Below are 11,409 nucleotides of genomic sequence, written 5' to 3'. Positions count from 1 at the left end.
ATTTTTTAAAACCGTTTTGTTCTTTTTGATCAATTTTCGGCATGAAAAAAATCCCGGGATGCCGGGATCTTAATTTCCTGTCATGATGCTTTGATAAAAAGCGGATTGCTCTTCTAAAAACCGTTTCGTTTCCCTGCTGTTTAAATAAAAGCTTTCCCAGTCCTGTTCGTTTATTTTCCGCTTCCATTCAGGTGAAGAGGTGACCTTCTTTAGCGCTTGATCCCAGTAAGAAATCTCTTCCTCAGACATATTTTTCGGGCCCAAAATCCCTCTCCAATGAGAAAAAACAAACGGGATTCCCTGCTCCTTCCACGTCGGTACATTTGGAAAACCGGGAAGTCTTTTATCAGATGTTACAGCGGCTAACGTGATATCGCCGTTTCGTTCATATGGTTTCGCTTCAGAAAGTGTCATGGAAGCCGCTTCTATCTCATGTCTGATCAGCGCCTGAATGAGCTGTTCGCTGCTGTCATACTGTGAGAATTGAATGTCAAACGGGTCAATGCCGTACATATCTGCCGCTCTGACGAACGAGAGCTGATCATCATTGCCAAACCCCGGGGCAAAGCCGATTCTCACCTTGCCGGGATGCATGTTGATCTCATTCAGCACATCCTTGCCATTTGTTAACGCTGATCCTTTTGGCAATGCAACCGTCTGCCATTCCTTGGAGAGAATGGCGAGCGGCGTAAAATCGGCCATTTTTAATTTGCTTTGCCCGAGAAGATCATTGCTCAATATTAAGCTGGACGTCATGCTGATGGTTTGTTTGGTGCTTTTGTTGACATATTTCCAGCCTTTCTCTCCCCCGCCGCCGGATTTATAGACGATATGAACATCATCCTTCACGATCTGCTTCTGCCTCAAAACTGATTGGATCGCCTGCGCTGTGACATCCCAGCCGCCAGAAGGTTCGGCAGGGACGACAATTTCTATCGGCCCGTCCGGCAGGCGCGGCGCAGCCGCCTGCCTGATATCACCCTGCATAAAGATCAATAGAAAAATCAATAATATTATAGATTTTTTCATATCTAATCCGCCGCCAAATAATATTTTCTCTCCGGCCTGCCGATAATCCCGTATTCAAGCTCGGCTCTTGCTTCTTCCTTTGACACAAGGTACTCGGCATAACGGCGGGCAGTTGTTCGTGACGCCCCCATTTTTTCCCCAAGTTCCTCCGCTGTCAATCCTTCTGACGCAGTCTGAAGCGCTTCCTTAATTTTTCGCAGTGTAATCGAATTAATGCCAGTCGGCAAATCCTCTGCCGGCAAAGCTGTCTTCACACTGTTCCCAAAAATATGGTCGATCATGGATTGGCTGACCTCCGGCTGAGACATGAGCAGCTTCCTTTTTTCTTTATACTGAAGCAGCACCTGCCTGAACTTGTCAGCCGTTACGGGTTTGATCAAATAGTGGGCAATTCCTGCTCTTAGCGCTTCCTGCAAATGCCGGGTTTCTGTTGCCGCTGTGATAATCATAATGTCCACTTCAGGAAATCGGCTTCGTATTTCAGGAATCAGCGCGGTCCCAAGCTCGTCCGGCATATAAATATCCAGCAGAAGCAAATCAGCCTTGTGTCCCTTCAAAAGCGCCAATGTCTCTTTTGCGTTAGCCGCCTTGCCGATAATCTTGAATCCATCAAGCTGTTTGATCAATCTCTCATGGATTTGCGCAACTCGAAAATCATCCTCCGCAATCGCGATGTGAATCAAATGGATTCCCCCTTTGTTTCTCCTTTGGTATAAACACAGTGAATACCGCCCCGCCAGTTTTTTGATTCGCCAATTCGATCCAGCCGCCCAGTTCACGCACTGAGTCTTTCACATTGGCCAGACCGTAGCCTCTCTTCATCCCCTTTGAAGAATAGCCTCTCTCAAACACAGCTTCTATTTTCTCTGGCGGCACACCGGGCCCTGTGTCTGATACTTCAATGACAATGTCATGGCCCATATCTGTGATAAAAAACAAAACTTCCTTCACGCTTTGCTCCGCTACAGCTTCGAAAGCGTTATCAATTAAATTGCCAATAATCGTAATAAGATGGGACAAGCCAATATGTGCAGGAAGAGGTGCAAGTGAGCTGTTCTCATCAATCACCAGCTTGACCTTCTTTTCCGATGCCTTGCTTATTTTCCCTAGCAAAATGGCCTGCACCTGCTGCGAATGAATGTTATGGAATAAAAGATCATGCTGTTCATTTTGTATCGCATATTCCTCTTTAATCAGATCAATGGCTTCATCATACTCCCCAAGCTCAAGCAGCCCTAAAATCGCATAAAGCTTATTTGAAAATTCATGAGTCTGCGCCCTGAGATCCTCTGAATATTTGCGAACCTCTGTCAATGTGTCGATCAGCTTCTTCAGCTCTGTTTTCTCCCTGAAGCTGACGACAATCCCATACGCCTGCCCGCCTTGATTCATCACTTTCGTATTGATAATAAACACTTGATCGTTGACGCTTACCTCCTGGTTCGGCAGCATTTCTCCTTTTTCAAGCACAGACATCAGCCCTGCTCCCGGCATGACGTCATCTATAGGAAGATGGGTCACAGGCTCGGGCAGCTTCAGCATCTCGGCCGCCGATACGTTCATCATGGTGACGACGCCTTCACGATTGGTGGCAATAATCCCTTCTCGAATCGCGAAAAGCATTGCGTTCCTCTCACGATATAGAGCCGCGATCTCATGCGGCTCAAGCCCAAGCGTATCCTTTCTGATGCTTTTCGCCAGCACGGCGGCGCCAATAAATCCGAGCAGCAGTACAAGCACAGCAATCACACTCAAATTTCTCAAATGCTTTTTGATGCTTTGCTCTGTCTCCGTTTGCAGAAAATCAACAGACACGCTGCCGATCACTTGGCTGTATCCCTTCTGTTCTTTTATAATCGGCGCGCTCCCTCTGATCACTCTTCGTCCATCCGCTTTTGTTTCAGAAACATGCGAACCGCCAAACAAAATTTCTCTGCTGCGCTCCAGTTTCTTTAATCCGCTTTTTCCAGAGGCGCTGCGAATGTCTCCTTTTTCGTCCAAAACATAAATGGCAAACGCGCCAGTCTGTTCTTTCATTTGTTCAATGACCTCTTGCGTCTGAGCCGCATGTCCGTCTTTTCTCTCAATGAGCTCTTTAACCGGCGGCATATAGGAAATGGTTCTCGCCGTTTGAACCGCCAGCTGCTCTGCCTGTCTCCGTTCTCCCTGTGTATGCTGAACGGCTAACGTAATGGTCAGCACACCAATGACAAAGACCAGCAGAGCCGCAATCAGCCCCATTATTTTTGTTTGCAGGGAAAAATGGAACCGCTTTTTCACCACAGCACCAGCCGTCCTTTCTACCTAGATCATACCATTTTTCACAGGAAATTTTCTCATTTTTCAAAATCCGTTTTCTTGCGAAGGAGTGAAAATAAAAAAAAGGCAGACCGCGTCTGCCTTTTTCTTTCTACCATATTCCTAGTACTTTCCACCATAATCCGCCGATCACAAGCCATACGATGATATGAACAATCGACAGGATAAATCCGATGGACCACCATTTGCCTTGCGGGATGTAGCCTGCTCCGAAGAAGACCGGAGCCGCTCCAGAACCATAGTGAGTCGTTGACCCGAACAGGTTACTGATGAACGCGAGGCTCAGCGCTGCTAAAAGCGGCGGTGCGCCCGCAGCCACGACGACAGCCAAAAATGCTGAATACATCGCACTGATGTGGGCTGTCGCACTTGCAAAGAAATAGTGAGAGTAATAATACACAACAATTAAAATGATGAATGCCACAATCCAAGAGAACCCTGATACAGATGATTTCATGGCATTACTGAACCAAGACACCATGCCTAATTCATTCAAGAAGTTGGCGAGCATGACAAGCGCCGCAAACCAAGTGAGCGTATCCCAAGCGCCCTGTTCTTTCTTGATATCATCCCAAGTCAGAACTTGTGATAATAAGAGAACGGCCAAACCGATCAATGCGGTTGTGGTTGCGTCGATGTTGAAGCTGCCGCCAAAAATCCACAGCACAAGCACCAAAAGAAACACGATAACCATGGAAAGCTCTGATTTTTTGAACGGTCCCATTTCTTTCAGTTTTTCTGTTGCGATTTTCGCCGCATCCGGTGTTTCTTTGATTTCCGGCGGATACAGCTTGTAAATCACAAGCGGCGTGATGATTAAGCTTACAAGTCCCGGTACAATCGCGGCAATTGCCCAGCTTGTCCATGTTAAGTCCACCCCTGCGACATCATGGGCCAGCTTGGCAATCAGCGGGTTCGCCGCCATCGCTGTCAGGAACATAGCAGATGTGATCAGATTCCCCTGAAAACCGGTTTTTAATAAGAATGCACCGATTTTTCTCTCTGTTCCATTTGCCGGGCTTGATCCGAATGTTTCGGATAATGATCTGATAATAGGAAATATAATGCCTCCTGCACGCGCCGTATTACTTGGAATAGCAGGTGAAAGTATTAAATCACTGAATAACAGTGAATAAGAAAGTCCAAGGGTTTTTTTCCCGAATTTCTGAACGAATACATACGAAATTCTCGCACCGAGCCCGGTTTTGATAAATCCCCGGGAAATAAAGAATGCGATAACGATAAGCCAAATGGTCTTATTCCCAAATCCGCTTAATGTATCCTCAATTGATAGTGTTCCAGTTAGTGCAGTAACCGCCAATGCAAAAATTGCAATTGCACCCATTGGCAAGGGCTTGGAGATAAAGCCGATAATTGTCGCGACAAAAATCGCAAACAAATGCCAAGCTTTAGGTTCAAGTCCGGACGGAGCGGGAATAAACCAGATGATTAGTCCCACAGCGACAGTAATAAGCAATGGAACAAGCTTTACTGCTGACTGTTTTCCTGCGTCTTTTTCTGAAGCCATAAATAGGTCTCCTCCTATATACTTGTTTTCCGATCCCCTTTTCCATTCTACTCCTTAACTAAGTTAATAAACATTTTAATTAATTAAAAAACACAAAGGTTAGCACCCTTTGTGTTTTTCACTTTCTTAATTTAATTTACCCGCACCCGCTTGATTTATAACATTTGATTTCACATTAGCAGAAGCATCAATCGATCCATGCAGAGACGGCGTCCAGCCGACAGAAGAGCTCAGTCCGTTTGCAGCCGATGCGTTGATCTGTGTGCCGTTCAGCAACGTGCCGGAGTCATATAAAGCCGTTCCCCCGCTGAATACGCTGATCGTTTTAGCAGCTGACAGTCCCGGTACGTCAATGACATTGTTTTGGGCATAGATTTTAGATGACTTTCCAATTCCCCATGCATAGCTGAAAGGATAACTTGAAGAGCTTGTGCTTCCTTCATAATAGTTGTTGTATACGTGCACTTGCCCGAAGCGGACTCTCGGCGCGCGCTGGACAATATTTTGATAGCGGTTATGATGCAGCGTAATTTTTAATTTGCCGTCATCGGAGGTTTTGCTGTCACTTGATCCGAAAATGGAGCTTTTATCATGATCGTGATAATAGTTATAGGACATCGTGATATAGTTAGCACCGTTGGAAGCATCCGTTTGGCCGTCATGGTGCTGATATTTTCTTCCATAATATTTCGGTGATGTGCTGTCCGGACGCGAACCGTCATTAAATGTACAGTGATCAATCCAGATGTGTGTGCCGCCGTTTATCGTGATGTTGTCGTATTGTGAGTTCCAGTTCCCTGAGCTTCCGTCAGTCGGATCCCATTGCGGAAAATAGTCATAGGCATCCTGGAATTCAATGTTGCGAATAATGACGTTATCACTCTTGATTTGGAAGTTTCCTCCCACGACTTTAGCGTTAGTCCCTGAACCGACGATCGTCGTGTTTGCAGGAATATCGACCATGACCCGTGCTTTTTGGTTTTTCTGCGAGCGTGCTCTCGCTTCTTCTTGTGTGCCCGACGGCTCTTTTTTGCCCCATGTGCTAGGATCATAGGCTTTCAAATATTTGTCCAAATCATACTCCGGATCTTTATAGTCATTTAGGCCAAGCGGCTTCAGATTGTCATCCACGTTCATGTCAATCGTTCCCTTGATATAAATGATTTTTGGCGTTGTGTTCGTTTCCTTCCCTAATGCCGAGACAAGCTGGTTTCTGTTGCTGACGGTATACACATTTGAGGAGGATGCTTTTGATCCGCCTGTCGTGCCGGTCGAGTACGCGCCCCAGCCATCATTGGATCCCAACGTCTGGTGGCCTAAATCAGCTGCGTTCGCGCCAGCTGGAGTCAATCCTAAAAACAGAGCCGTAGCTAACATCACTTTTTTCATCCACTATGTACCCCCATTTTCTATTTTGTGAGATTTTATTCCAATTTATCACAAAAATATAATAGCAAATTGAGGGACATGCAGAACCGAAAATGTTCCGCTATCCTATTGCGGCATTCTGCAAAATACCACCGCAAAGACCGCAAAAAAACCAAAAGGCCAACACTGGCCTTTTGGTTTTTTCCCTGCTTTATGCCCAAGCTTTCACTTTTTCGTTATCTGTCACAAAGAGAAGCACTTTTCCTTCATCTAAGCGTTTTTCAAATTGAGCGGCTTCATCTTCAGAAAAACCGATTTCGTGAATTTTATTGCGGAGCTCGTCTCCTTTTTTATTGAAGATATTTCCCACCGCGTGCTTGAAACCTGTTTCTTTGGCTCCGATCGTATTGGCATTCGTGTTGTCTGCCAGGCGTTCCGTTCTGTCATCGTCGTGAGCTAAGACGTATACATCCTCTTTCGCAACACCCATTTTCTGCAATTCCTCTACATCCTTCATGAGCTGTTCGTCATTTGTATACTCTTTTACAACTGGTTTCATGTCGATATTCCTCCTTCATGTTTTCTATATTTCTTTCATACCCGATCGTCTGTACCTGAAACAGATTCCAGAACATTAAAGAGAAAAACAGGAGGAATGGTAGTAGCTATTTGTTTTCCGTCCATGGTAAAGTGATAGGAACGGGACCTATTTTCAGAAAAATCAAAATTAAAGAGAAGCCGCTGCACGGAGCACACGACCATGAAACGCTGCCTTTATCCGTACGAGCAGGAGGTATGTCTAATGCAATACTTTTCACCAGAACAGCAATACAATGCTTGGATTGTGAGTGATTTAGTCAAACAGATTTTCCATAAGCGTGCCGGATGTTCACCAGGAATTCACGAGCTTGCGGTTTTTGCCGAGGAACATTTTCATATCGATATCGACTTTGTTTTCTCGATTATCATGAATATCGGCGACATTGAATTTGCACTAACAGATGAAATAGAAAAGAAATTGTCCGGTTATCTCAGCACTCTCCTTCCTTATGTCACTGCTGATATGTTCGAAACCTCTAAAGCCAACGCCCATGCGTTTTTGTCTCAAAGACACGGTAACGCTTCATACCACTTATTTGTGTCTGATGATGCTTTCATGAGAAAGCAGTAAAAAACGCAGCTTTCTTTACTAAAAAAATATTGACATGATAAGCCATGCTATTATAGTGTTACATGTGATAATGATTCTCATTACTAAATCTAAAAAAAGGAAGAATGACATGCGCACCTATTCTAACAAGTTGATTGCCATCATGAGTGTTTTATTGCTCGCCTGCCTCATTGTATCCGGCTGTTCATCAACCCAGAATAACAACGGAAGCGGCAAAAGCGAGTCTAAGGATTCCAGAGTGATCCATGACGAAGAAGGAAAAACGACAGTAAGCGGCACACCTAAGCGGGTGGTTGTGCTTGAGCTTTCATTCTTGGATGCCGTTCACAATCTCGGCATTACGCCGGTGGGCATCGCCGATGACAACAAAAAAGATATGATTAAAAAGCTTGTCGGCAGCTCCATTGATTACACATCTGTAGGCACACGCAGCGAACCCAATCTTGAAGTCATCAGTTCCTTGAAGCCTGATTTAATCATCGCTGACGCTGAGCGCCATAAAAACATTTATAAACAGCTGAAAAAAATCGCCCCGACGATTGAATTAAAAAGCCGTGAAGCGACATATGACGAAACGATCGACAGCTTTACGACCATTGCTAAAGCATTAAATAAAGAAGATGAAGGAAAAGAAAAGCTTGCCGAGCACAAAAAAGTCATCAACGATCTAAAAGCCGAACTTCCGAAAGATGAAAACCGCAACATCGTTCTCGGCGTTGCAAGAGCGGATTCCTTCCAGCTTCATACATCATCATCCTATGACGGAGAAATCTTTAAAATGCTCGGCTTTACACACGCTGTGAAGTCAGATAACGCCTATCAAGAGGTCAGCCTTGAGCAATTGAGCAAAATCGATCCTGATATTTTGTTCATCTCAGCCAACGAAGGCAAAACCATTGTAGATGAGTGGAAAACGAACCCGCTCTGGAAAAATCTCAAAGCGGTGAAAAATGGACAAGTCTATGATGCGGACCGTGACACTTGGACAAGATTCAGAGGCATCAAGTCTAGTGAAACAAGCGCCAAAGATGTGCTTAAAAAAGTGTATAATAAATAGGACAAATGAGAAGCGAGGGGAATCCTTGCTTCTTCGTTTTTGCAACCAGACGCAGTAAGGAAGTGAGACTGTTGTATCAATCAGCCAAACGGCGCTCATCATCAAGACTGATGATGTTCATCATTGCACTGATTATTTTTATATTTGGGCTTGGGCTGAATCTTTCAGTAGGAGCCTCAGACATCGGCATCATAGATTCATTGAAATATCTTTTTGTATGGGACGGTTCAAAGGAACAGCTCATCATCTCTACTCTTCGCCTTCCCCGCACATTAATCGGCGTTTTTGTCGGCGCCAGCCTAGCTGTAGCAGGGGCGCTAATGCAGGCTATGACCAGAAACCCTCTGGCTTCACCCCAAATTTTCGGTGTGAATGCGGGTGCATCGCTTTTTGTCGTTGCTTCTCTCGTCATTCTGCCGGCATCGCCCTATTCATCTGTTATATTCGCTTTTGCGGGTGCGGCAGCAGGCGGCGCGATTGTGTATATGATTGCCTCATCCGGCGGAATGACACCTGTTAAGCTGGCGCTGTCAGGAATGGCCGTGCATTTGTTCCTCTCCTCTATGACACAGGCCATCATTATTTTAAATGAGTCAGGTGAGGATGTTCTGTACTGGATGACAGGCGCAATCGACGGCAGCAACTGGCAGGACGTCATAACCATCGCTCCGTTTTCTGTCATTGGCATCGGGCTTGCCCTCGTATTTTCCGGTTCTGTTTCTGTTCTCGGTCTCGGAGACGAAACAGCAAAAGGGCTTGGACAAAATATGAACGGCATCCGGATTCTGATCAGTTTGATTATTTTAATCCTTTCCGGCGCTTCCGTAGCCGTCGCCGGGCCGATTGGCTTTGTCGGGCTGCTCGTCCCGCATATTGTCCGCAAGCTGATCGGAGAACATTATCAATACGTGCTTCCGTTTTCGGCACTGTTCGGTGCCATTTTGCTGGTGTACGCAGATGTACTGGCCAGATGGATTGCATTTCCTTATGAATCACCGGTCGGCATTGTCACCGCGATTATCGGAACGCCGTTTTTCTTATATTTGGCAAGGAAAGGGCGACATCTGAAATGAAGAAAACAACCAGAAAACAAAAACGCCCCTTACTGGCGATACTCATATTGGCCGTGATTTTAATCGTTCTGTCCGTCATCAGCATTGGAATCGGTGCATTATACATTTCACCTGATGCGGTAGTGACGAATCTGCTGGGACTGGATCATTCCTTTGAATTTATCATCCAGCAATATCGCCTTCCCCGCATTATATTAGCGATTTTGGCCGGTGCTGGGCTTGCCGCTGCCGGAGCGATTTTACAGGGTGTGATCCGAAATCCACTCGCTTCCCCGGACGTTGTCGGCATTTCAAAAGGCTCCGGACTTGCGGCGATGGCTGTGATTCTCATCTTTCCTGAGTCGCCGGTATACGTGCTTCCGTTCTCCGCATTTGCCGGAGCCGCCATTATTGCTGTACTATTATTAATGATAGCCCGAAAAAAGAGCATTCAGCCCTCTTCACTGGCTTTATCAGGCATTGCTTTAGGCGCGGTCTGCCACGCCGGAATGCAATATATGATGGTCAAGTTTCCAGGCGACGTGAATGCTGCACTCATTTGGCTGACAGGAAGCCTCTGGGGAAGAAACTGGGAAGAAGTCAACCTGCTTGCGCCATGGCTTTTGATTCTTTTTCCGATCGTCTGCATACTCATACCGAAGCTGGATCTTATGTCACTCGGGGATGAGCTTGCACAGGGTCTCGGAGAAAACGCAAACCGGCTGAGATTCATCCTGATTTTCACCGCGGTGGCGCTGGCGGGAAGCTGTGTAGCCGTCGTCGGCTCAATCGGTTTTATCGGCTTGCTTGCTCCGCATATCGCCAGACGGCTTACCGGAGAAAAAGCTAAATATTTACTGCCTGCATCGGCATTGATTGGTGCTATTATATTATTAATTGCAGATACGTTAGGGCGCGGCATCATGCCTCCGGTTGAAATACCTGCCGGAATACTGACAGCCGTGATCGGCGCGCCTTATTTCTTATATTTATTGAAATTCGAAGCGAGGAAACAGTAGGGAGAGGATACCATGGGAAAACTGGCTGCAGACCAGCTCACTCTTTCATATGACAGTACAGTGATTATTGACGGAGTCGACTTAAAGATAGAAGAAGGAAAAATCACTGCGCTCATCGGCGCTAATGGCTGCGGTAAATCAACAATCCTCAAATCGCTCGCCAGGCTGATGGCCCCGAAAAGCGGTACAGTGCTACTAGAAGGAAAAGACATCCACCGCCAGCCATCAAAAGAAGTCGCAAAAAAACTGGCCATTCTTCCACAATCTCCTCAGGCCCCTGAAGGATTGACGGTAGAGGAGTTATGCTATTTTGGCAGACATCCTCACAAAAAGCTGTTATCCAAGCATACCCAAGAGGATCATGACATGGTAGAGTGGGCGCTGGAAGCAACGGGCATGATTGAACTGAAGGATCGGACACTTGATGCCCTCTCAGGCGGCCAAAGACAAAGAGCCTGGATTTCCATGGCACTTGCGCAAGGCACTGATTTGCTTTTGCTTGATGAGCCGACCACGTATTTAGACATCTCACATCAGATTGAAGTGCTTGAACTGCTGAAAAAGCTGAACCGCGACCATGGCCGCACCGTTGTCATGGTGCTCCATGATTTAAACCAAGCCGCTCAATACGCTGACTATCTAATCAGTGTGCTGGACGGAAAAATATACAACGCCGGAACACCGGAAGATGTGTTCACCCAGCCATTTTTCCGTGAAGTCTTCGGCTTGGAATGCTGCATCATGAGAAGCCCGATCGACCAGAAGCCAATGTGCCTGCCGACGGGACTGTGCCCGAAATTACGGGCGAAATGAAAAGGAGAGGAAACCCCTAGGGCTGTCGAGAAACGTGACAGCCTTCATTTTCC

11 protein-coding genes are annotated in these 11,409 nt (G+C 46.1%); 5 read left to right on the top strand and 6 right to left on the bottom strand.

The genetic code is table 11. The features are described from left to right. Window positions 1–69: 69 nt before the first annotated feature. From RAC86_RS28165 to RAC86_RS28140, 6 genes are all read right to left on the bottom strand, one after another. Window positions 70–1,029, bottom strand: a complete 960-nt coding sequence (locus tag RAC86_RS28165) for a tripartite tricarboxylate transporter substrate binding protein (RefSeq protein ID WP_048655248.1) — start codon at window positions 1,027–1,029, stop codon at window positions 70–72. 2 nt (window positions 1,030–1,031) lie between these two features. Next, window positions 1,032–1,712, bottom strand: a complete 681-nt coding sequence (citT, locus tag RAC86_RS28160) for a two-component response regulator CitT (protein ID WP_029726875.1) — start codon at window positions 1,710–1,712, stop codon at window positions 1,032–1,034. Then, window positions 1,684–3,312 carry a two-component sensor histidine kinase CitS gene (gene yflR, locus RAC86_RS28155; protein ID WP_029726876.1) on the bottom strand — a complete coding sequence of 543 codons (1,629 nt, stop codon included), beginning with the start codon at window positions 3,310–3,312 and terminating at the stop codon, window positions 1,684–1,686. The genes citT and yflR overlap by 29 nt, the downstream gene beginning before the upstream one ends. 127 nt (window positions 3,313–3,439) lie before the next feature. Then, on the bottom strand, window positions 3,440–4,876 hold the full coding sequence (locus RAC86_RS28150; protein ID WP_003233725.1) for an anion permease: 1,437 nt from the start codon (window positions 4,874–4,876) through the stop codon (window positions 3,440–3,442). A gap of 126 nt (window positions 4,877–5,002) precedes the next feature. Continuing rightward, the gene (locus RAC86_RS28145) at window positions 5,003–6,265 is read right to left on the bottom strand and encodes a pectate lyase (RefSeq protein ID WP_029726877.1); all 1,263 of its coding nucleotides are present in this window, start codon (window positions 6,263–6,265) and stop codon (window positions 5,003–5,005) included. Window positions 6,266–6,455: 190 nt separating this feature from the next. Further along, complete coding sequence (locus RAC86_RS28140) at window positions 6,456–6,803, bottom strand: YflT domain-containing protein (protein ID WP_003233729.1); 348 nt, start codon at window positions 6,801–6,803, stop codon at window positions 6,456–6,458. A gap of 243 nt (window positions 6,804–7,046) precedes the next feature. On the opposite strand from RAC86_RS28140, the gene RAC86_RS28135 reads away from it, so the two are divergent. The 5 genes from RAC86_RS28135 to yfmF all read left to right on the top strand — a co-directional run bounded on the left by RAC86_RS28135 (window position 7,047) and on the right by yfmF (window position 11,356). Further along, entirely contained in the window at window positions 7,047–7,415 is a 369-nt protein-coding gene (locus RAC86_RS28135) for a YfmB family protein (protein ID WP_225721904.1), read from the top strand. A gap of 109 nt (window positions 7,416–7,524) precedes the next feature. Beyond that, window positions 7,525–8,472, top strand: coding sequence for a Fe(3+)-citrate ABC transporter substrate-binding protein YfmC (gene yfmC / locus RAC86_RS28130; protein WP_377886262.1), 948 nt, complete (start codon window positions 7,525–7,527; stop codon window positions 8,470–8,472). A gap of 71 nt (window positions 8,473–8,543) precedes the next feature. Then, entirely contained in the window at window positions 8,544–9,545 is a 1,002-nt protein-coding gene (gene fecD / locus RAC86_RS28125; RefSeq protein ID WP_033883245.1) for a Fe(3+) dicitrate ABC transporter permease FecD, read from the top strand. After that, complete coding sequence (gene yfmE, locus RAC86_RS28120; protein ID WP_069703760.1) at window positions 9,542–10,543, top strand: Fe(3+)-citrate ABC transporter permease YfmE; 1,002 nt, start codon at window positions 9,542–9,544, stop codon at window positions 10,541–10,543. The genes fecD and yfmE overlap by 4 nt, the downstream gene beginning before the upstream one ends. 12 nt (window positions 10,544–10,555) lie before the next feature. Then, window positions 10,556–11,356 carry a Fe(3+)-citrate ABC transporter ATP-binding protein YfmF gene (yfmF, locus tag RAC86_RS28115; RefSeq protein WP_003233737.1) on the top strand — a complete coding sequence of 267 codons (801 nt, stop codon included), beginning with the start codon at window positions 10,556–10,558 and terminating at the stop codon, window positions 11,354–11,356. Window positions 11,357–11,409 lie beyond the last annotated feature (53 nt).

Source organism: Bacillus sp. LR_5, from assembly GCF_042709275.1.
This window is presented reverse-complemented; position numbering and strand designations above follow the sequence as displayed.